The 21,428-nt window shown below is 68.3% G+C and carries 19 protein-coding genes and 1 pseudogene; 12 read left to right on the forward strand and 8 right to left on the reverse strand.

The genetic code is table 11. The features are described 5' to 3' along the window. The first annotated feature begins 41 nt into the window (after positions 1-41). Positions 42-563 (forward strand): universal stress protein, encoded by a 522-nt coding sequence (locus BLR57_RS08200; protein WP_089696503.1) that lies wholly within the window; start codon positions 42-44, stop codon positions 561-563. 6 nt (positions 564-569) lie between these two features. Here the strand turns inward: BLR57_RS08200 and BLR57_RS08205 are convergent, their stop codons facing one another. Beyond that, entirely contained in the window at positions 570-1,568 is a 999-nt protein-coding gene (locus BLR57_RS08205) for a biotin--[acetyl-CoA-carboxylase] ligase (protein WP_089696505.1), read from the reverse strand. Positions 1,569-1,612: 44 nt separating this feature from the next. After that, entirely contained in the window at positions 1,613-2,470 is an 858-nt protein-coding gene (locus BLR57_RS08210) for a VOC family protein (RefSeq protein ID WP_089696508.1), read from the reverse strand. Positions 2,471-2,542: 72 nt separating this feature from the next. Here BLR57_RS08210 and BLR57_RS08215 point away from each other — a divergent pair, with 72 nt between their 5' ends. From BLR57_RS08215 to BLR57_RS08225, 3 genes are all read left to right on the forward strand, one after another. Continuing rightward, a complete protein-coding gene (locus BLR57_RS08215) occupies positions 2,543-3,334 on the forward strand; it encodes an acetoacetate decarboxylase family protein (protein ID WP_170830590.1) in 792 nt (263 codons plus the stop codon). Positions 3,335-3,396: 62 nt separating this feature from the next. After that, positions 3,397-4,443 (forward strand): mevalonate kinase, encoded by a 1,047-nt coding sequence (gene mvk / locus BLR57_RS08220; RefSeq protein ID WP_089696514.1) that lies wholly within the window; start codon positions 3,397-3,399, stop codon positions 4,441-4,443. Then, positions 4,440-5,204 (forward strand): isopentenyl phosphate kinase, encoded by a 765-nt coding sequence (locus BLR57_RS08225; RefSeq protein ID WP_089696517.1) that lies wholly within the window; start codon positions 4,440-4,442, stop codon positions 5,202-5,204. Before mvk ends, BLR57_RS08225 begins: the two co-directional genes overlap by 4 nt. Positions 5,205-5,351: 147 nt before the next feature. On the opposite strand, the gene BLR57_RS08230 is transcribed toward BLR57_RS08225, so the two are convergent. After that, entirely contained in the window at positions 5,352-6,083 is a 732-nt protein-coding gene (locus tag BLR57_RS08230; RefSeq protein WP_089696520.1) for an MBL fold metallo-hydrolase, read from the reverse strand. Positions 6,084-6,202: 119 nt separating this feature from the next. On the opposite strand from BLR57_RS08230, the gene BLR57_RS08235 reads away from it, so the two are divergent. Continuing rightward, positions 6,203-8,962, forward strand: coding sequence for an ATP-dependent helicase (locus BLR57_RS08235; RefSeq protein WP_394327569.1), 2,760 nt, complete (start codon positions 6,203-6,205; stop codon positions 8,960-8,962). On the opposite strand, the gene BLR57_RS08240 is transcribed toward BLR57_RS08235, so the two are convergent. Then, positions 8,963-9,340 (reverse strand): tautomerase, encoded by a 378-nt coding sequence (locus tag BLR57_RS08240; protein WP_089696527.1) that lies wholly within the window; start codon positions 9,338-9,340, stop codon positions 8,963-8,965. A gap of 87 nt (positions 9,341-9,427) precedes the next feature. Here BLR57_RS08240 and BLR57_RS08245 point away from each other — a divergent pair, with 87 nt between their 5' ends. Further along, positions 9,428-10,132, forward strand: a complete 705-nt coding sequence (locus tag BLR57_RS08245; protein ID WP_089696530.1) for a hypothetical protein — start codon at positions 9,428-9,430, stop codon at positions 10,130-10,132. A gap of 15 nt (positions 10,133-10,147) precedes the next feature. On the opposite strand, the gene BLR57_RS08250 is transcribed toward BLR57_RS08245, so the two are convergent. Further along, the gene (locus tag BLR57_RS08250; protein ID WP_089696533.1) at positions 10,148-11,359 is read right to left on the reverse strand and encodes a lactate racemase domain-containing protein; all 1,212 of its coding nucleotides are present in this window, start codon (positions 11,357-11,359) and stop codon (positions 10,148-10,150) included. A 30-nt stretch (positions 11,360-11,389) separates the two neighbouring features. Continuing rightward, on the reverse strand, positions 11,390-14,095 hold the full coding sequence (locus tag BLR57_RS08255; RefSeq protein ID WP_089696535.1) for an AAA domain-containing protein: 2,706 nt from the start codon (positions 14,093-14,095) through the stop codon (positions 11,390-11,392). Positions 14,096-14,179: 84 nt separating this feature from the next. On the opposite strand from BLR57_RS08255, the gene BLR57_RS08260 reads away from it, so the two are divergent. From BLR57_RS08260 to BLR57_RS20030, 6 genes and pseudogenes are all read left to right on the forward strand, one after another. Beyond that, the gene (locus BLR57_RS08260) at positions 14,180-14,515 is read left to right on the forward strand and encodes a hypothetical protein (protein ID WP_089696538.1); all 336 of its coding nucleotides are present in this window, start codon (positions 14,180-14,182) and stop codon (positions 14,513-14,515) included. A 128-nt stretch (positions 14,516-14,643) separates the two neighbouring features. Next, the gene (locus BLR57_RS08265; protein ID WP_089696540.1) at positions 14,644-15,198 is read left to right on the forward strand and encodes a hypothetical protein; all 555 of its coding nucleotides are present in this window, start codon (positions 14,644-14,646) and stop codon (positions 15,196-15,198) included. A gap of 44 nt (positions 15,199-15,242) precedes the next feature. After that, positions 15,243-15,632 (forward strand): nuclear transport factor 2 family protein, encoded by a 390-nt coding sequence (locus BLR57_RS08270; protein ID WP_089696543.1) that lies wholly within the window; start codon positions 15,243-15,245, stop codon positions 15,630-15,632. After that, positions 15,632-15,847: a hypothetical protein gene (locus BLR57_RS08275; RefSeq protein WP_089696546.1), complete on the forward strand. Its 216-nt coding sequence runs from the start codon at positions 15,632-15,634 to the stop codon at positions 15,845-15,847. The genes BLR57_RS08270 and BLR57_RS08275 overlap by 1 nt, the downstream gene beginning before the upstream one ends. 190 nt (positions 15,848-16,037) lie before the next feature. Continuing rightward, positions 16,038-18,617 (forward strand): annotated as a pseudogene (locus BLR57_RS08280) (glycoside hydrolase family 15 protein); the annotation flags it as partial. Continuing rightward, positions 18,615-19,322 (forward strand): glucodextranase DOMON-like domain-containing protein, encoded by a 708-nt coding sequence (locus BLR57_RS20030; protein ID WP_449271667.1) that lies wholly within the window; start codon positions 18,615-18,617, stop codon positions 19,320-19,322. The pseudogene BLR57_RS08280 and the gene BLR57_RS20030, both read left to right, overlap by 3 nt. On the opposite strand, the gene BLR57_RS08285 is transcribed toward BLR57_RS20030, so the two are convergent. Both BLR57_RS08285 and BLR57_RS08290 read right to left on the reverse strand, forming a co-directional pair. Further along, positions 19,319-20,272, reverse strand: coding sequence for a zinc-dependent metalloprotease (locus BLR57_RS08285; protein WP_089696551.1), 954 nt, complete (start codon positions 20,270-20,272; stop codon positions 19,319-19,321). The two genes, BLR57_RS20030 and BLR57_RS08285, sit on opposite strands and share 4 nt — an antisense overlap. A 99-nt stretch (positions 20,273-20,371) precedes the next feature. After that, entirely contained in the window at positions 20,372-21,334 is a 963-nt protein-coding gene (locus BLR57_RS08290; protein WP_089696555.1) for a quinone oxidoreductase family protein, read from the reverse strand. Between the last annotated feature and the right edge of the window lie 94 nt (positions 21,335-21,428).

Genomic DNA, 21,428 nt, shown 5'->3' on the forward strand with positions numbered 1-21,428 from the left:
AGAGTTAATACGGCCGACCGGCTATCGTGCGGTGAGTTACCATGGCACTCTACGACCGGATTCTCGTCCCGACCGACGGCTCCGACGGCGTCGAACGGGCGATCTCGCACGCTGTCGACCTCGCGACGGTACACGGTGCGACGGTCCACGCCGTCTACGTCGTCAACTCCGCGGGCTTCACCGGACTGCCGATGGAGGCCTCGTGGGAGGGCATCGACGAGATGCTCCGCGCCGACGCCGAGGCCGCGCTGGCGACGGTCCGCGACATCGCCACCGCCCGCGACATCCCGGTCGAGACGCACGTCCTCGACGGGTCGCCGCAGCGGGAAATCGTCCGCTACGCCGAGGAGGAGGGCTGCGACCTCGTCGTCATGGGCACCCACGGCCGCGGCGGCATCGACCGCCTGCTCCTCGGGAGCGTCGCCGAGAAGGTCGTCCGCGCGTCGAACGTCCCGGTGATGACCGTGCGGGTCGGCGACGAAGAAGTCGAAGGAGTCGAAGAGACCGGAGAGGTTGGCGAAGCCGAAGAGACTGAGCAGGGAGAACAGGGGCAGACCGCGTAGTCGGAGTCAGACAGGACGGAGATGTTCGCAGTCGCCCGCGTGGACCGTCACGTCGCCCCTGCCCGTCCGCACGACGAGCGCGCCGGGGAACTCCACGTCGACGGCGCGACCCTCGACGACGCCGCCGGGGGTCTCGACGCGCACGCGCTGGCCGAGCGTCGCCGAGTGGGCACGCCACGCTGGGAGCACGTCGTCGGGATTGTCCCGCAGGTCCGCGAACTCCTCCAAGAGCCGCTGGACGAACAGCCGCCGGTCGACGTCCTCGCCGAGTTGCTCGCGGAGGCTCGTCGCTCCCTCGGGCAGGTCGGCGGCGTCGACGTTGGCGTTGACACCGATCCCCGCGACGAGCCACGAGACGCGGTCGGCCTCGCCCTCCATCTCGGTCAGGATACCGGCGAGTTTCTTGCCACCACGGTCGCCTCCGCTCGCTTCGCTCGCGGACACAGCGTCAGCACTCCGCGTTGACTGGCCCTCGTTCGTTCCACTCACGAGCAAGTCGTTCGGCCACTTGATACTCGCGTCCACACCGGCCTCACGGCAGGCACGCGTCGCCGCCACCGCCGCCGCGAGCGTGAAGACCGGGACGTGCGCCGGCGGGCGCTGCGGCCGGACGAGGAGCGAGACCCAAACGCCGCCCGAAGGTGCGGTCCACTCGCGCTTGAGCCGGCCGCGGCTGCCGACCTGCTCGTCGGCGACGACGGCGACGTCTTCGGCTCCCTCGGCCGCGAGTTCCCGCGCTCGGTCGTTGGTGCTGCCGATGCTGTCGTGATACTCTACCGAGAAGGGTGCGTCCAGTCCGTACTCGATGGCCGCCGCGCCGTAGGGAGGGACGTCGCTCACGACGTAGCCGTCGCCCGTGCTCTCGATGCCGAAGCCCTCGTCGCGTAGGGCTTCGACCTGCTTCCAGACCGCGGCCCGCGAGACGTCGAGTCGCTCGGCCAGTCCGGGACCGGTCACCGGCCCGGACGCGAGCGCGTCGAGGAGGGCCCGTCGGGTGTCGTTCATATCTCCTCGTCGGCGACGCGGGGTGAAATGTCCGCCGCTCTCGCTCAGGTAACGGACACGACGCCGACCCGCTTCCGGAGTTCGTCGTCGTCGAGCCACGCGACGTGCCGCGTCGGGCCGGACGACTCGCCTCCCCACGTCGCCGGCGACGACAGGGCGTACGTGTCGGCCGCGGCGTCGAGGTCGTCGGTCCCCAGCAGATACGCACAGGGACCCTGCCCGACCGCGCGCAGGCGGTCGACCAGCCACGACTCCTCGTCGAGCGGTTCGGCCAGCGTCACGGGCTGGCCGGGGAACGTCGCCAACGACGCCCCGAGTGATTCGTCAGCCCAGCGTTCGGCCGTCGGGAAGCCGTAGACGCGCCGGAAGCGCTCGGCCGCACGGTCGAGCTCCGAGACGGCGAGGACGACCTCGCTGATACCGGAAAGCGGGCCGTCGGCGACGCTCTCCGTGGGTGTCACGCGTCGCTCGCGCGGCGTCCGGTCGGTGATGGCGAAGGGGTGGAGTTCCCGTTCTCCCTCGCCGCCGACGAAGACCATGTCCCACTCGACGCGGCGGCCGTCGTCGCGCTCGCGTCCGGCGGTCTTCGGGCCGTCGACGGGGAGTCCGGCGTCGATGCAGCGTTTGGCCCACTCACGAGTGTCGTCGACGCCGATGCACCACGCGGCCGGACCCGCGCTGGCGGCGATGTACTCGGGCCAGAAGCCAGCGTCGGCGGGTTCCGCCTCGGGCGTCGTCGACAGCAGTTCGAGATACGAGCCGTCAGCGAAGCCGAGCAGCGACATCCGGGTCGTGCCGGTGGCGTGGACGCCGCCGTACTCCGGGTCGAGACCGACGCGCTCGAACGCGTCGACGACGGTGTCGAAGTCCTCGTGGGCGAACGCGACGTGGTCGATGTCCATGGCGGGGGGTCGGCCGCCGCCGACATAGCTGCATCCCCCGGAGTTTTACTCCCGTCGCCCGACAGGTCGGTCGTGACGATATCCGACGAGACCGTGCGGCTCTCTACGGGCCGCGAGGTCGACTTGCCCTTCCGGTGTGAGGCCGACGTCGCTGGCGCGCTCTTCTCGGCCGACTGGGACGCGCTCCGCCGAGTGGTCCCCGACGCGCTGACGCCCGTCCGGCTCGGCCCGCGAAGCGGCGGGGTCGTCGTCGCGGGACTCTCCTACTCGCAGGCGGGCGACTTCGAGCCGTACGACGAACTCGCGGTCGTCGTCCCCGTGGCTCGCCACGCCGTCGCCGGCGTCCCCCGACTCGACGGCGGCGTCGGCGGCTACGTGGTCGCCCTGCCAGTCAGCACCGAGGCCTCCTGCCATCTCGGCCGGGAAGTCTGGGGCTTTCCGAAGACCGTCGCCGACGTCGAGGTTCGACGCGAGGGCGTGGGGGGAGATGGAGCCGACCGAGGCGACCGACGTGACAGGCGGGACAGACGTGACAGGCGTGCCGAGTGGCACGTCGACGTCCACGAGGACGGCGAACGCGCGCTCTCGCTCACGGTTCGCGAGACCCGTCGCCACAGCCGCGACGTGACGCTCGACGCCTACACGCGGAAGGACGACCAGCTGTGGCGGACTCCAGTCGAGATGGTCGGGCCAGCAGGCTTCGGGTTCGGACTCGGGCGCGTCGAGTTGGACGTCGGTGCCGGGCCACTGGCGGCCGACGTTCGACGGCTGGGGGTTCACCGCCCGGTCGGCCGGTTCACTGGACGGCTCCGGGCACACCTCGCCGTCGGCGAGCCTGCGGCCGAGACCGACGGCCACGTCTGACCACGGATCCTCGCACGCGGCCATCCGGAACTTCTGTTATCCCCCACCGCTTTCCTCCGGGTATGACCGTCTCAAGCGCCCCCGGCAAGGTGTATCTGTTCGGGGAGCACGCCGTCGTCTACGGCGAGCCGGCGGTCCCCTGCGCCATCGAGCGCCGGGCGACCGTCACCGTCGAACCGCGAGACGACGACCACGTCCGCGTCGTCGCCGAGGACCTCACCCTCGACGGCTTCACCGTCGAATACTCCGGGTCGACCGACAGCGGCCCGGACGTCGACGTCCCCCGGCCGCTCGTGCAGGCCGCGATGGGCTACATCGACGCCGCCGTCGACCAGGCGCGCGACGCCGCCGACGCACCCGACGCCGGCTTCGACATCACCGTCGAGAGCGCGATTCCGCTCGGCGCGGGGCTCGGGTCGTCGGCCGCCGTCGTCGTCGCGGGTATCGACGCCGCCACCCGCGCGCTCGGCGTCGACCTCGACCCGGAAGAGATCGCCGACCGTGCCTACCGCGCCGAACACGAAGTGCAGGACGGCCAGGCCTCCCGCGCCGACACCTTCGCCTCCGCGATGGGCGGCGCGGTCCGCGTCGAGGGCGACGACTGCCGCGCCGTCGACGCGCCCGCACTCCCCTTCGTCGTCGGCTTCGACGGCGGCGCGGGCGACACGGGCGAACTCGTCGCCGGGGTCCGCGCGCTCCGCGAGAAGTACGACTTCGCCGCCGACACCGTCGAGGCCATCGGCGACATCGTCCGCGAGGGCGAGACGCTGCTGGCCGAGGCCGACCCCGAGAGCGAGCCGAGCGAGGACCTGCTGGACGCGCTCGGCGAGCTGATGGACTTTAACCACGGCCTGCTGGAAGCCCTGGGCGTCTCCTCGCGCTCGCTCGACAGTCTCGTCTGGGCGGCGCGCTCGGGCGACGCCTACGGGGCGAAGCTGACAGGCGCAGGCGGCGGTGGCTGCATCGTCGCACTCGACCCGACCGACGAGACGCAGACCGCGCTCCAGTACACACCCGGCTGTGTCGACGCCTTCCGCGCCGAGTTGGCGACGACGGGCGTCCGCGCAGAGGACGGAAATGATACGAAGACGAGCGAGGAGGACGCATGACGACGGTCCTCAAACTCGGCGGCAGCGTCATCACCGACAAAGACCGCCGCGAGACGGTGGACCTCCCCGCACTGGAGGCGGCGGCGACGGCCGTCGCCGACTCGTTCGCCGACGGAAGCGACGAGCGCGACGAGCACGAAGACCTCGTTATCGTCCACGGCGGGGGGAGCTACGGCCACTTCCACGCCGAGGAACACGGCGTCAGTACGACGACGGGTACCCACGACGCCCACGGTGCGTTGGCCATCCACGACGCGATGAAGCGGCTCAACGGCCACGTGCTCGACGCCTTCGGCCAGCGCGAAGTGCCGACGCTGCCCGTCCACCCCTTCTCGGTCGGCGCACGCGACGCCGACGGCGACCTCACGTTCCCACTCAGCTCGGTGAGAACGATGCTCGACGAGGGCTTCGTCCCGGTTCTCCACGGCGACGTCGTCGCCCACGCTGGCGAGGGTGTCACCGTCGTCAGCGGCGACGAACTCGTGGTCCGGCTCGCGGAGGGGCTCGACGCCGACCGCGTCGGTCTCTGCTCGACGGTCCCCGGTGTGCTCGACACGGACGACGAGGTCGTCCCCGAGATTCGGGAGTTTGGGGACGTCGCCGCCGCGCTCGGCGGCAGCGACTCGACGGACGTGACGGGGGGGATGGCCGCGAAGGTTCGTTCCCTCTTGGACCTCGGCGCGCCCGCCCACATCTTCGGCCCGGACGGCATCGCTCCCTTCCTCGCGGGCGAGTCGCCGGGGACGCGAATCGACGGCTAAGCCCTCTGAGGACGTACTCGACAGTCTCGGTTCAGCTGCTGTGAGCGAGAAACGTTTCACCGGAAACGTGGTGTGTGATGCTAGCACACGTAGCTCAGTTCCGCGAGCGACAGCTGTCGAGAATCAGCAGACAGCGTCGACTCGCCGCTAAATCTCGAATCGGAGTCCGTCGCGGGCGAAGCGGACGTCGCCGTCGAAGGTCGCCTCCACCGAGTCCAGCATCTCGCGGTGTTTCCCTTCGGTATGGGGGTAGAGATGCGTCAGATAGACGCGGCCGACGTCGCAGCCGGCGAGTGCCTCGCCCAACTGCGTCGGCGTCGGATGGTTCGCGACGTCGACCTCGTCGGGAAAGGAGCAGTCGTGGGCGAGCACGTCCGCGCCGTCGGCGAAGCGCGCGAGTCCGTCGAAGGCCTCGGTGTCGCCACTGAAGACAAATCCGTCGTCGAAGCGGTAGGCGAGACAGTCCATCGAGTGCCGCACCTCGTAGCCCTCGACGTCGAAGCCGGCGACCTCGAATGAGTCGGCGCGGACCTCGCGGACCGCGAGGTCGATGCGGTCTTGGAGATAGTCGTGGAGGTCCAGCAGGCCGTCGAGGAGTTCTTTCGTGCCCGTCGGCCCGACGACTTCCAGATGTTCCTCGCCCGCGAGCCAGCGGGCTTTGAGCAGGGGGAGGAGATCAGAGACGTGGTCGAGATGGTGGTGCGTGAGGAGCACGGTCGAGACGCCCTCGTAGCCGACGTCGGTCTGGCTCAGCCGGTGGAGGACGCCGCTGCCGCAGTCGACCAACAGGGTCCGGTCCCCGTCCTCCAGCAGGATGCCGGTCTGGACCCGGTCGGCCGTGGGCATCGCGCTGCCGGTGCCGAGGAAGGTGACGCGCATGGTTCGGGCCACAGCCCGGAGGCCGAAAGCCGTTCGGGTGGCCGACGGCCTGCGAGCCCACTCCCGTCCCGCCGTTCGCGGGCACAACCCACTTACCCGCTCGGCCAAAGGAGGTGGTAATGAGTGGCCGGGAGCTGTTGGCCGGGACCGACGTCGACTTCGACGCCAAGACCGTCGACATCGCCGACGAGGACGTCTTGGACCTGCTCGAACCGTCGGTTCGGGAGTGGTGGGTCGAGCAGTTCGGCGACTACGTCCCCGGCAACGGCGGCTTCTTCACCCCGCCGCAACGGGGAGCCATCCCGCGGATCCACGAGGGGACGAACTCGCTCATCTGCGCGCCGACCGGCTCCGGCAAGACGCTCGCCTCCTTCACCGCCATCATCAACGAACTGTTCCGCCGCGACCGAGAACTGGACGACGGTCTCGACAACGCGGTCTACTGTCTCTACGTCTCGCCGCTGAAGTCGCTCGCCAACGACATCGGCCGCAACCTCGGCGAGCCGCTGGACGGCATCACCGAGAAGTTGGCCGACCGCGGCGAGGACGTCGAGCTCCGCCACGCCATCCGCCACGGCGACACCTCCTCCAACGACCGCCAGAAGATGCTGGAGACGACGCCGCACATCCTCAACACGACGCCCGAGACGCTGGCCATCCTGCTCAACTCCCCGAAGTTCAAGGAAAAGCTCCGGAACGTGGAGTACGTCGTCGTCGACGAGATTCACAGCCTCGCGGAGAACAAACGCGGGACCCACCTCTCGGTCTCCTTGGAACGGCTCGAAGCGCTCGCCGACACGTCGCCGACGCGAATCGGCTGTTCGGCGACGGTCGAACCCCTGACCACTGTGGCCGAATATCTCGTCGGCCGTGACGACGACGGCGACCCGCGAGACTACGACATCGTCGACACGCGGTTCGTCCGCGACTTCGACATCCGACTGGAGTGTCCCACCGACGACCTCATCGACACGCCACGGAGCGTCGTGACCGGGCGATTCTACGACCGACTGCACGAACTCATCCAGTCGCACACGAACACGCTCGTCTTCACCAACACCCGCTCGGGGGCCGAGCGGGTCCTGCACAACCTCAGAGAGGACCATCCCGACAGCTACGACGAGACCAACTCCGGCTGTCACCACGGCTCGCTCTCGAAGGAACGTCGCCAGGAGATCGAGTCCCAACTGAAGGCGGGCGAGTTGGACTTCGTCACGTCGTCGACCTCGCTGGAACTCGGCATCGATATGCCCCACATCGACCTCGTGGTACAGGTCGGGTCGCCGAAGTCCGTCGCCTCGTTGCTCCAGCGCGTCGGCCGCGCGGGCCACCGCCTCGGCCAGACCGTGCAGGGGCGCGTCATCGCGCTCGACCGCGACGAGCTCGTCGAGTGCGCGGTGATGCTCAAGAAGGCCGAGGAGGGCTTCGTCGACCGCGTGTTCGTCCCCGAGAACGCCTACGACGTGGCCGCCCAGCACGTCTACGGCATGGCAATCAACGAGGTCCGGCCGGAGTCCGAGGTCCGCGACATCCTGACGCGAGCGTACCCCTACCGAAACTTTTCCGACACCGATTTCGACCGGCTCTTTCGCTACCTGACGGCGGACTACGAGGGCATGGAGGACAAGAACGTCTACGCCAAGATCTGGCGCGACACCAACGACGCCCCCGACGGCGAGTACCACTATGACGAGTACGAGGTGGGCGAACCTCTCATCGGCAAGCGTGGGCGACTCGCTCGCGTCATCTACATGACCAACATCGGGACGATTCCCGACTCCTTCACCTGCGACGTCTACACCCGCGGCTCCAACGAGTGGGTCGGCAACCTCGACGAGAACTATCTCGACACGCTGGAGAAGGGCGACGTCTTCGTCCTCGGCGGCGACCACTTCGAGTTCAGCTACCGCCGCGGGTCGAAGGTCTACGTCGACCGGACGAGCGCCCGGCCGACCGTCCCCTCGTGGTTCTCCGAGCGGCTTCCGCTCTCCTACGACCTCGGACGCGAGATCATCTCGTTCCAGGGCGACCTCGTCGAGCGCCTCCAGTCCGGCGGCCGCCCCGCCGCCCGCGACTGGCTCCGGGGCTTCCCGCTGGACGAGAACAGCGTCCGTGCCATCACGCGGATGTACGACGAGCAGTTGCAGTACGCCGGTCCCGAGAGCGTCAGCACCGACGACCGCCTGGCCGTCGAGGAGGTCCTGGACCGCGAGCAGTACCGTCGGCACTACCACGTCCACTCCAATTATGGCAGAAAGTTCAACGACGGGCTCTCGCGACTCGTCGCCTACCACTGCGCCCAGCAGGCGAACACGAACGTCCAGGTCGCCGTCGCCGACAACGGCTTCTCGGTGTCGATGCCGCTGAACCGGAAGGTCGACGTCGCTGGCGTCGTCAGGGGGCTGGACCCCGCGGCCGTCGGCAGCGACCTCCGGGCCGCACTCGACGGGACCGACCTCCTCAAACGCTACTTCCGCATCAACGCGACGCGCTCGCTGATGATTCTGAAGCGGTACAAGGGCTACGAGAAGTCCGCCGCCGAACAGCAGGTCTCAAGCGAGATGCTGCTCTCGTTTGCCCAGGATCTCGACTCCTTCGCGGTCATCGAGGAAACCTATCGAGAGATTCTGGAGGACAAACTCGCCGTCGGCGCGATTCGTGACTTCGTCGAAGCCGTCCAGGCAGAAGAAATCGAGGTCGTCCACCAGCAACACGACTATCCGTCGCCGCGGGCGTTCGGCCTGGCGACGCTGATGGCCTCGGACGTCGTGCTCGCGGACGACGAGTCGGCGGTCCTGAAAGAGTTCCACGAGCGCGTACTGGCCGAGATCGGCGATGACGGCGAGGACGCCGACGGAGCCGTGGCCGACGTCGACTGACTACTCCGCTGCGGCCCAGTCGCCGCCGACCCGGTCGACGCCCATCATGTCCTGTCCCTCGTGTTCGGAGAAGACGACCTTCAGGTTCGGCTCCGGGACTCCGAACTCAGCGTGGGCGTAGTCCATCGTCGCCAGCGCGAAGGCGCGCTTGCGCTCGAAGGGCCGTCCCTCGCGGACGTCGGCGTTGAGGAACAAGAGCGGCCCGTCGACGGCGCGGCCGAGCGCGAGGTTTGAAGCCTCGTGCTCGCGGACGACGCAGGCGACGTGGCCCGCAGTCGTCGCCATCTCGTCGGTGTAGAACTCGGTCACCGCGTCGGTGAACGCTCGTTTCTCGTCGGCCGAGAGGTCGAGGGTCGTGTCGAACTGGAGCAGTGGCACGGGTCGATCGACAGAACCGGGGGACCTGAATCCGTCGCCCGCGCCGACTGAGGCAGCTTCAAGTAGCCCTGTCGACTCCCACCGTCCATGTCCGGCACACTCGCACTCGACATCGAGACGGTCAGTCCCGACCGCGAGCCGACCGACCAGGCTCACTTCAGAGACTCCTCGTACTTCGAGTTGCTCGCGGTCGGTCTCGGCTTTCGCCCTGCACCCGGCGAACCGGTCGAGACGACGGTCTGTTTCCGCGACGGCGAGGACGCCGAATCGGAACTCGCGCTCGTCGACGCCGTCTGTGACTGGTGTGTCGAACGCCCGGCCGACAGGCTCGTCACCTACAACGGCGACGGCTTCGACCTCCTGCATCTGCCCGGCCGGGCTGCGGTTGCTGGCGAGGCCGTCGGCGACATGACCCCGCGGGACCGACTCGACCGGATTCTCGACCTCCAGCACGTCGACCTGATGGACGAGACCCGTCGGGTCTACGGCGGCTTCCGCGGACTCGAACAGGTCTGTGAGGACCTCGCTGTCGACGTGCCGGAGACCCACTGGGCCGACTACGAGCACGGGATGCATCCCGACGACTGGCGACCGCTGGGCAAGCGTGGCAAGAAGCAGGTCGTCAACACCGACGTGCCACAGTTCGGCGAGCGGTATCTCGCGCTGGCGGCCGTCGACGCCCAAGAGACGGTGACCTTCCGTGCACTCTCCGATCTCCTCCGAGATTACACCGTCGCCGACATCGAGCCGCTGTTCGAACTGCTCGACCGACGGCCGTTCGACGGCGACTGAGCCGACTCAGTCAACTCAGTCGACGAGCAGCGTGTTCAACGCGTCGGGGACGACGAGCACGTCGCTGCCCGGTTCGACCGCGTCGCCGACGGACGGCCGAGCGTGCATGAGACAGTCCTCGACCACCGAGGGCAACCGGCTGTTCGTCACGTAGACAGGATGCTCGCGGAGCGCGCGGGCGACGACGAACGCCCGTTGCGCGCCGGGCTCGTAGCCCGAACGCATCTCCTCGTAGAGTTCGCTCGCGCTCGTCGCCGTCGACAGCCGGTCGTAGAACCGCTTCTCGCCCTTCCCCTCCCCAGCACCTTCGGGCAGCAGTGCCGGAATCACGACCCGCCCGCCGGGTCGGAGCGGGTTCCGGTCGCCGAGCACGAGATAGGTCGCCGCCCGCGTCGTCTGATAGAGGTTCGCGTCCTTCGGCGCGCCGACGCCCGCGACGACGGCGTCGTACTCGCGGTCGACGGAGACCGAGAGTGCCGCCTTCGCCCGCTCGGCGAGGTCGGCGACGACCTGGCGCGGACGGCCCGCGCTGGCGGCGAGAATCCCGCTCGGTCCCTTCGTCACGTTACAACAGAAGTCCGGCCCGGCGAGGTCGCCCGCGCGGTCCAGCGTCTCGCGGAAGGGGTTGTCGGCGACGCGGCCGAGTCGGACGCCCTCCCGCGACAGCATCTCCGGGCCGTGCGTGTAGCGGATGAGCGACTCGCTGCCCGCGCCGACGACGACGGTCTTCGCGCCGCCGGAGAAGCCCGCGTACTGGTGGGGTTCGACCATTCCCGTCGAGACCACGAGGTCCGCGTCGGCCACGCGCTCGTTGACCTCGACGGGACAGCCGTCGACGTCGCCGACGCGGACGGTCTCGGCGGGGTCGTGGTTCACGGCGAGGTCGGCGTGTTCGCCCAGCCCCGCGCGAAGCTCCGCGTCGGTCATCGGCCGGTGGAGACCGAGACCGACGACCACGGTGATCTGCTCACGGGGAACCGGCAGTTCGGCGAGAAGCGCGTCCAGCAACACGTCGTCCGGCGTCGCCCGCGTCACGTCGGTGACGACGATTGCGACGTCGTCGTCCGGGTTTGTGAGGTCCGCGAGCGCGGGACCGTGGGGGTCGGCCATCGCACCCTCTGCGGCCTCGCGCGGGTCGACGGCCTCGCCGCCCGGCGGAGTGCAGACGGTCACGTCGCACTCGGGGAGGTCGAATTCGACAGTTCCCGAGCCGAGTGGGAGTTCCATGGGCGGACGTCGGCGGCGGGCCGAGAAAAGCTACCGGCGCGCCCAGTCGAGCATCCGAGCGTAGAACGGCTCGGAGGCCAGTGCCGTTGGGTCGCCGACGAGCACCAAGCCCTTCTTCGCTCGCGTTAGCGCGACGTTCAGTCGACGGTAGTCCTCGAAGATGGGTTCCTCCAGGTTGCCGGTGGCGACGAACGAGACGACGATGACCTCCTTCGAGGAGCCTTGGAAGCGGTCGACGGTGTCGACGGTCACGTCGACGCGGCGGCTGATTTCGGCGACCTGCGCCCGGAACGGGGCGATGACGCCGATGTCGTCGGCGTCGACGCCGGCAGCGCGGAACGACCGGACGACGTCGGCGACGCGGTCGGCCTCGACGGGGTTGGTGTTGCCGACGCGCTCGCCTTCGGGGTCGACGAAGCTCACGGTGTCTCGGAGGTCGTCGGGGAGCGCGCTCACGTCGACGCCCGCGAGGTCCGAGAGCCGCTGGGCGGCGACTGCGCCCGTTGCGGGTCGGAGGCGGCCGTCGTAGAACTCGACCGACGAGAACGCCTGAATCCGCTGGGCCATCCGGTACTGGCGGTCGAGCATCACCGAGGCGTCGGGGTAGCGTTCGATGAGCCGCTGGAACAAGGAGGTAGAGAGGTCGTTCTCGGCGCGCACGACGGGCGGCAGCTGTTCGTGGTCGCCGACGAGGACGAACCGGTCGGCGAGGTTGGTCGCAGCGAGCGTCCCCGGTTCCGTCAACTGGGAGGCTTCGTCGACGAGCGCGACGTCGAACTCCTGTTCGCGCATGACGCGAGAGCCGCAGGTCGAGGTCGTCGCGGCGACGACCTGCGCGTGGGCCAACTCGGCGACGCGGTCGTTCGGCTCCCCGGCCTGCTCCAGTCGGAGGTCCTGCATGTCCGCGCGGACGCCGTTTTCGGTGCCGACGCGAATAATGTAATCGGACTCTGTCCGATTGCCAGCGGAGCGTTGCTCCGCGCTGTCCTCGTACCCCTGGTCGCGCAGGGCTTCCAGCGCGTTGTCGACGGCGCGGTTCGTGAACGCAGAGAGCAAGACTCGGTTCCCGTCGTCGACGAGCGCGCGAATCGTCCGGGCGATGGTGTAGGTCTTGCCCGTGCCCGGCGGGCCGTGGATGAGCGCGCAGTCCTTCGCGTTGACCGCGAGGTTGACCGCAGCGTTCTGCGAATCGTTGTTGTCGATGAAGGTTTGACTGCCAGATTCGAACTCCGGCTCTCGCCGACCGAACAGTACGTCCTTCCGGTCGGGGTCGCCCTTGAGCAGCGCGTCGTGGAGCGCGGTCAGCATCCGGTCGACCGAGATTTCCGAGGGGTAGACGTCGAGCCGCCGGAGTTCGGTCGGCTCGTCGGTCGTGACGACGACTTCGTCGCCGAGTTTCTCGATGCGGCCCAGCTCGGCGTGGCCGGTCACGGGGTCGCCGTCGCTGGCGAGGGCGATGTCGCCCTCGCGGAGCTTCGAGACCGCGTCGTCGGTCTTCTTCGCGCGGAGTTCCCACCGTCCGCCGTCGATTTCGGTCTGGCTCACTGGTTCGAGACCGATGATGGCACGGTCGTCGGCAGCGCGTTCTTCTGCCGACTGTTGCCACAGCTTCCGGTACTCGCGGTGGGTCTCGCGGCGTTCCTCTTCGAGCGCGCGGTACATCCGGTCGAAGTAGTCGCGCTCTTCCTCGGGGAGCGGTTTGGCGAGTTTGCCGGCCTTCGACTCCTGGTCAAGCCGTCCAGAGACGACCATGCAGGTGTCCTTCTCGAAGCAGTATTCGCACTTCGCGTCCGCCTCGAAGCCCGTGGGGACGGACATATCGAACTCCATCGCCGCGAGTTCGTTGCGCTTGCGGACGACGAAGTCGAGAAAGCCCTTGCCGATGGAGAAGTCCTTCGCGGGCGAGAGGTCGCCTGACTCCTCGTTTCGGTCCAGTGCGGTGTTCTTGGTGTAGAGCAGCGTGCCCGTGTCGGCCGGGACGCCCCGTTCGGCGAGCATCAGCGCGTAGCAGGCCGCCTGCACTTTGTCCTGAAAGCGCGGGTCGCGCTTGGTGTTCTTGCCCGTCTTCAGTTCGACCGGCATCCCGCGGCGGAGCGCGTCGGCGCGGCCCTTGATGCCGAAGGTCGGCGAGATGAGCGTATACTCCGAGCGCCAGTTGTCCTCCTCGCTCAGCGTGCCCTGCGAGAGCCACCCCTCGATGGCGGCGGCGTTCTGCCGCACCTCGTCTTCGACCTCCTCACGCTCGCGACCGAGCAGGCCGAGTTCGAGTCCGGCCTCCTCGACGCGTTCCTCGATGGCGGATTCGAGATCCTGCCCGCGGAGGAGGTCGCCGAAGACCTCGTGGACGATAGTCCCCTTGACGACGGGATAGTTGAGCGGGATGCCCGAGAGCTTGTTCAGATAGTACATCCGCGGGCACTGCACCCACGAGCGGATGGCGGTCACGTTGACGAGGAAGCCGGGTTCGAGGACGACGTACGACTCTTTGGAGGTAGTGTAGCCGACCTCGCCGCCGAACTCGTTTTCTTCTACTTCCGTGACGAGCAACTCCATCCCCTCCGCTGCGTGTTCGGCGGTGTGGGTCCACTTCCCCCAGAGCGTGACCGTGACCGGTTCGCTTCTGTCGGCTGGTGCCTCGTCGGGCCGAACCGTGAGTTCGACGAGGTCGCGCTCGCCGTAGCTGGTGTCGACACTGCGCGACTCTCCGACGGCGACGATGGGACCCCGGACGTTCACTACCGGTGAGTGTCCGTCGGGTCGAAAAACGCTGTCGGTCGGACCGACCACAGCACCGAAGTAGCGGCCCGCCCGAGAGGGGGCATGGCCTGGCTCTCGGACAGACAGATTACGCTTCTCACACGGGCGTTCGTCCTCGTGCTCGTCGTCTTCGTCGTGCTCGGGGCGTACTTCCAGCTGCAGACCGGTGGGACGGCCGCGCTCCTCGAAGTCGTCGTCAGCCTCTACGTCGTCGGTCTCGTCGCGCTCGCGGTCTTCCGCGGCGGCTTCGACACCAAACGGTTCCGTATCGCCCTCTACATCGGCGTCGTCGCCTGGGCACTCGTCAGCTACGTCAGCGGCAACGACTCTCTCGTCACGCTCCTCCTGCTCGGCGTCGGCGCGCTCTTGCTGACGCGCGAACTGACCTTCGGCGACTGAGTTCGATTCTCACCGCGGTTTCTCCCACTGTCGGCGACGACGGCAACGGCAACGACGGCGACGGCGACCACATCCCGACCCGTGCGACGGACCGACACGCTCATTCTCACCTCGCTCCAAGACAGCCCATGCGCGTCAGAGACTGGACCGACATCCTGCGTGACGTCACCGAGAGCAGTGGCGACCCGGAGGACTGGCGAGCGGTCGCCGGACAACGCCGTGGCGGCGTCGGCGAGGATCTCTATCTCGGCCACCCCTCGGTCGGCGTGTTTCAGCTCAAGACGTACGCGAAGAACCCCTACGACGTGAAAGGCGTCGGCGCGAGAGTCGCCCGGAAGGTCGACGGCGACATCGACCCGCTGCTCCCCAAGCGCGACGACTCGACCGGCCGGTTCGCCGTGCAAGGAAGGCCGGAAAACGAGGACCAGGCGAAGTCGATGGCGAAGCGACTGGAGGAGACCGTCAGGGTCCACGCCGAGGCACCCACGACGGGCGAGGACTTCTTCACCGACGTGATGGAGGCACTCGACAGCCCCGCGTTCGGCCCGATGGAGTTCGAACTCTCCGAACGACCCGACCGGCTGGACGACCTCTCGTCGACGTTCGAGGAGGCCGAGGAGCTGCTCTCGGCGGAACTCGACGACCTCATCGAGGAGGATGAGGTCGGCCGCGGCTTTTACTAATCCATCGGGGAGCGTTCAAATGCCTCGCGCCCCTGGTGTCAGCTATGACCGCAGAAGAGACGGTCCTCGACTACTACGAGGCACTCCGTCGCGGCGAACCGCTGTATCCGTACTTCGCCGAGGACGGCGACGTGGTGAAGTTCGGCATCGGCGAGCGACTGACCGGCTACGACGCCGTCGCCGAGGGACTCCGCGAACAGTCGCGCACGACCGACGACTGGCACGTCGAGAGCCGGAAACTCCGGGTCGTCGGCGGCGACGGCTTTGCCGCCTTCAGCGACGACGTTCGGATGGCGTGGACGGATACCGAGACGGAACACGAGTACGAGTTCGACAGTCGCTGGTCCGGCACGCTCGAACGGCGTGACGGCGAGGACGACGAGTGGCAGTTCGTCGGGATGCACGTGAGCGCCCCTTACCCCTTCGAGAGCTAATGGTCGGGCCGAGCTACACCGACGACGAACGACGCACCGCGTCGCTCCGCCTCAAGGTCGGGTTCGTCCTCGTCGTCGGCGTCTCCGCTGGCATCACCGCGCTACAGGTGCAGGGGTCGCTCCTCCAGGCCGGGGTCTTCACCGTCGTCGGTCTCCTCCTCGGCTGGATACTCGTCGTCTACCTCTCGCATATCGTCCCCTCTACCGGCCGGTAACCGGACTCTTTCCCCGCGGTTTCTCCCCCGACAGCGAGCGACTACAGTAGTGGATACTACTTGATTTCTAACACGAATCAACTCGCCCAAACAATTATGAAGAAGTATTTCTTCGCACAAAATGGCAATGAGACGACGAGACTTCCTGCGTGGGCTCGCCGCCAGTGGCGCGCTCTCGCTCGGGGGGACGGCCCTGACCACAGCAGCACCAGCACCCGCGGGTGGCATCGACGCGACGTGGACCACCGGCGAGCAGTACGGCATCGGCACCGTCGCCGACCACGGCACGGACGACCCGTCGCGCGTCTGGTTCGCACTGACCGAAGGCGCGCTCACGGGCGTCCGGTTCCCGCGGGTCGACTTCCTGAACGTCCGCACGCTCGACCTCGTGGTCACGGACACTGACAGTGAGTACGCCGCGCGAACGCACAACGTCTCGCGCACCGACGACGACACGTCGACCGTGGAGCGTCGCGTCGAACCGACCGCCGAGGACGCGCTGCTCTTCCGACACGTCGTCAGCGAGACCGGTGGCGGCCGCGACTGGACGCTGACCGTCGAGTACGCCACGGACAGCGAGCACGACGCGCTCCTCGCCGACGTCTCCTTCGAGGCCCGCGACGGCGCGAACTACGACGTCTACGCCGTGCTCGACCCGTCGCTCTCGAACAGCGGGAAGGCCGACGTGGCGCGGGTCTCCGGGGCCAGCGACCCCGGACAGGCCGCCTCGGATGGCAAGAAGCAGGGCACGGCGAAGGGCAACGGTAAGGGGAAGGGACAGGACGGCGGTCCCGTCCTGACCGCCCGCGACACCGGCGCGAACGACGACGCGGCCGCCTTCCGCGACGCCGACGGCGAAGCCTACAACGTCGCCGCCGCGTTCGTCGCCGACCGCGGCTTCGACTGGGCCACTGTCGACGTCGTCGGCGGCGACAGCCTCTCGCCGCTGCTCACGACGGGTGATGCGAGCACGACCTACGAGAACGCGGAGGGCAACGTCGCGCTCGTGGGGCGACTCGGCTCGGGCGTCACCTCGCTCTCGGACACGCTCTCGCTTGGCTTCGCCGAAGAGGCCGACGAGTCGGCAGCCACAACAGAAGCGACTGGCGCGCTCGACAAGGGTGGCTTCGCCCGGACGCGAGCCACGTACCGCCAGTCGTGGCGCGACTATCTCGCCGAACTGGACGTGCCGGACGCTGTCGGCGACGACGACCTCCGCTGGCAGTACGACGTCGCCGCGATGGCACTGAAGGCCGCTGACTCCAAGCAGTATCCGGGCGCGGGTCTCGCCAGCCTCTCGGTCCCGTGGGGCAACGGCACCAAAGCTAACGACCCCGCCGACTACGGCTACAACTTCGTCTGGTCGCGCGACCTCTACAACGCCTTCACCGCACTCCTCGCCGCGGGCGACGTCCACAGCGCGACCGAGGCCGTCGCGTACATCTACGAGTACCAGCAGGACGACGCGGGCTTCATCCCGCAGAACACCTTCATCGACGGCCGAACCCGGTGGGGCGGCGAACAGATGGACAACATCTCCTTCCCGCAGATCATGGCCTACCAGCTCGCCGAGCGCCACGGTGTCGACCTCGGCGACGCGGGCTACGACTACACGAACGTCAAGCGCTCGGCGGACTACGTCGCCACGAACGGCCCCGAAACGGCCCAAGAGCGCTGGGAGGAGGAGGGCGGCTACTCGCCGAGCACGACCGCCGCCGAGATTGCGGGCCTCGTCTGCGCGGCCAGTCTCGCGGTCGACGAGGGCGACGACGATGCCCGTGCCGACGCGTTGGTCTACCTCGGCCTCGCCGACCACTGGCAGGCGAACACCGCGAACTGGATGGCGACGACGACCGGCTCGAAGTCCGCCGACCCCTACTACGTCCGCATCACCGACGACCGCGACCCCGACGACGGGGCGACGCTGGACATCAACAACGGCGGCCCGTCACTCGACGAGCGCGAGGTCGTCGACGCGGGCTTCCTCGAACTCGTCCGCCTTGGCGTGAAGCCGTGGGACGATTCGGTGGTTCGGAACTCCCTCGAGGTCGTCGACGACACCATCCGCGTCGACACGCCGAACGGGCCGGCCTTCTACCGCTACAACGGCGACGGCTACGGCGAGCAGGGACAGGACCCCAACGACAGTCTCCCGCCGGGCGCGCCGTGGGGCCTGAACGGCGATTATGGTGGAAAGGGTCGGCTGTGGCCCATCTTCACCGGCGAACGCGCCGAGTACGAACTTCTGGCGGACACCGACTCCGGCGCGACCGCACCCGACACGATGCTGCGGGCGATGGCCGACTTCGCAAACAGCGGTGGGATGATTCCCGAACAGGTGTGGGACAGACCTGAAGAGACCGAGTTCGGTTGGGAGTTCGGCGAGGGGACGGGGAGTGCGACGCCGCTCTCGTGGAGCATGGCGCAGTACGTCCGGCTCGCCCACGGTATCGACGCGGGCGAACCCGTCGAGACGCCCGCCGTCGTCCGCGACCGCTACGTCGACGGCGAGCCGGCGGAGGGCCCCGAGCTCACCGTCGAGTTCCCCGACGACAGCGTCGTCGGTAGCGTCCAGCCCGTGTCGGGGACGACCGACGCAACGGACGTCGTCGTCTTCTCCGAGTCCGAGCGGGTCCACGTCGAGCCGACTGATGGAACGTTCAGCACCGAGATCGATCTCGGCGACGGTGAGTCCTTGGTTAAAGTAGTCGCCGCCGACGCGGCCGACTCGCTGGCCGAGACGGGGACGACGCTCGCGGAGAAGACAGTGACCGTCTTCGACCTCGGCGAGCAGGTCGCCGCCTTCGACGACCCCGCGGGCGACGACGCCGGGCCGGGGAGCTACACCTACCCGACGGCGGACGTGTTCAAGCCAGGTGTCTTCGACCTGGACGCGCTGGAGGTCTACGAGACCGACGACCGCTACCAGTTCCTCTACCGCTTCGTCGGCCCGGTCGCGAACCCGTGGGGTGGCTCGGGGGGCTTCTCCGTCCAGCATCTCCAACTGTATATCCGTGACCCGGCTGCCTCCGGCGGCACGACCGAGGCCCGCGAGGGCGTCAACGCGACGTTCGAGTCGGCCTACCACCGCCGCGTCGCCGCCGACGGCTTCACGAACGAGTTCGCGCCGCGCGTCGAAGCCGCCGACGGCAGCGTCGTGACCGAGGACGTGGAACTGACGGCGTACCAGTCTATCGACGCCATCAAAGTGGGAATCCCGAAGTCGTCGCTCTCGGGACTCGGCTCGCTCGACTCGTTGGCGTTCGTCCCGCTCGTGTTGGGACAGGACGGGTTCAGTCCCGGACGCATCCGGCCGGTGCAGGCGAGTAACGGAGCCTACGTCTTCGGTGGCGGCCGCGACGATTCGGCGAACCCGAACGTCATCGACCTCGCGACGCCCGAGGGCGTGACCAACGCGGACGCGCTGGCGTACAGCGCGGAACAGCAGGCGACGGTTCCGTATCTAACCCTCTAGGCCACCCGACGCATCCAGCGTTCGGGGTGGTCTAACTCGTCGTCGGTCGGCAGGTTGTCGGGATGCTCCCACACCTTGCTCGCCGCGGCGACGCCGCGTGCGTCGGCGACGGCTTCGAAGAACTTCGCGCCGCGTTCGTACTGCCGCCGTTTGAGACCGAGCCCGAGCAGCCGACGGACGAGCGTCGCCATCGGGCCGCCACCGCGACGGCGGGCATCGAGCTTCCGCCGGAGGTCGGTGTAGTCGTCGTCGAACGCGCGGTCCATGAGCAGTTCGGCGTAGCCCTCGACAGCGGTCATCGCCGTGTCGAGTTCGCGGAAGGCCGTGCGGTCCAGCCCGCCTTCCGAGAGCGCGTCAATTCCCTCCTCCATCCGCTCTTCGAGATAGTCCGAGAGCCACGGAGCCGCGCCGAACTCGGCGGCGTGAGAGACTTCGTGGAAGGCGATCCAGCGGCGGAACCGCGGATAGTCGACGTCCAGCGATTCGGCGACCTTCGTGATGTTCGGATGGACGAAGTAGAGACCGTGGTCGTCGTCGCCCTCGGCCAACAGGAGCGGGTCGTACTGCCCGAGGACGTTCTTACCCAAGAAGGAGAGCATGAACGCCATCGTCCCGGTGTTGGCGACGCGGGCGATACCGGGGAAGACGCCCGTCCCCTTCTCCTCGAGGGGCTGCATGACCCGCTCGAAGGTGGCGACGTTGGCGTCGATCCAGTGGTGGCGGTTCTGCACCTCGACGACGTCCGGCAGGTCGAATTCGACCTCGCCGACCGTCCGGAGCCGTTCGCGGGCGTCCTGCACGTCGGTCTTGTAGCCGAGTCGCTCCTCCTCGGAGAGCGTGAGGTCGCCGGGCGGCGTGGAGGCTTTCGCGGCCTCGGCGACGGCGTCCCAGTCGACGATGCCCGTGCCGGAGGCACCGGTGACTGCGCGGACGCTCCGATAGATGTTCATACTGGTAGTGAGAGACCGCGAGACAAAACCCTTGTGCGAATCTGTGACGCGGGTCGTGGCCGTCAGCCGGTTCGGCGACTGTGCCGCGTCAGAAGACGGTTACGGCGTGATGACCAGTTTCCCGAGGAAGCTGTCCTCCATCACCGCTCGCTGGGCCTCGGCCGCCTCGTCGAGGTCGTACGTCTCCGCGACCGAGATGTCGAGGTCGCCGGAGTCGACCAGATAGCCGACTTTCTCCAACGCCGCCGAGAGGTCCGGCGTGTTGAACATACTCATCAGCGTGACCTGGAGGTCCTTTCCGCGTGCCGCGGAGGACTGCGAGAAGCCGACCTGTGGGTCGTTCTCGCCGATGCCGACGACCCGTGCCCCGACGTTCGCCACGTCGGCGTCGAACTGGAGATAGTCGTCGAGGCGGTGGTCGAGCACCACGTCGACGCCGCCGTCGCCCGCCGCTTTGACGGCCTCGGCGAGGTCGTCGCGAGCGTAGTCGAGGACGACGTCCGCGCCAAGTGCTTCGACTTCGTCGTGGTACTCCGGCGCGGCGGTGGTAATCACGTGTGAACCCGTCGCCGCTGCAATCTGGACCGCGGCGTGGCCGACGCCGCCGCTCCCGCCGTGGACCAGCACGACGTCGGCGGGCTTGAGGTTCGCGTGGTCGACGAGTGCTCGCCAGGCTGTGACGGCCGCGACGCCCAGTCCGCCCGCCGCGACGAGGTCCGCGTCGTCGCCGACAGTCGCGAGTCGGTCGGTGGGAACGGCCACGTACTCCGCGTAGCCCCCGTAGTGGTCCTTGCCGATGCCTGTGCCGACGACGCTGTCGCCCTCGGCGAAGCCCTCGACACCGTCGCCGACCGCGACGACCTCGCCGGCGACGTCGACGCCCGGAATCATCGGGAGCGTGAACGGCTGGTACGACCCCTCGCGGAAGTAGGTGTCGACGGGGTTGACGCCCGCGCCGTGGACCTGCACGAGGACCTCGCCCGCCGCTGGCTCGGGCCGGTCGATGTCGTCTACCTGCAGGACGTCGCCGCCACCGTGCTCGTGGAACCTGACTGCGTGCATGTGCTGGTGTGCCACGGCGAGAAAGATAAAACCGCGAGAAGCGGAAGGCGGGCGTCGGTTGCATCGCCCCGCCGCCAGCCGGAAGCGTGAAGTG

Origin of the sequence: Halogranum gelatinilyticum (assembly GCF_900103715.1) — an archaeon.
Taxonomy (GTDB): Archaea; Halobacteriota; Halobacteria; order Halobacteriales; family Haloferacaceae; genus Halogranum; species Halogranum gelatinilyticum.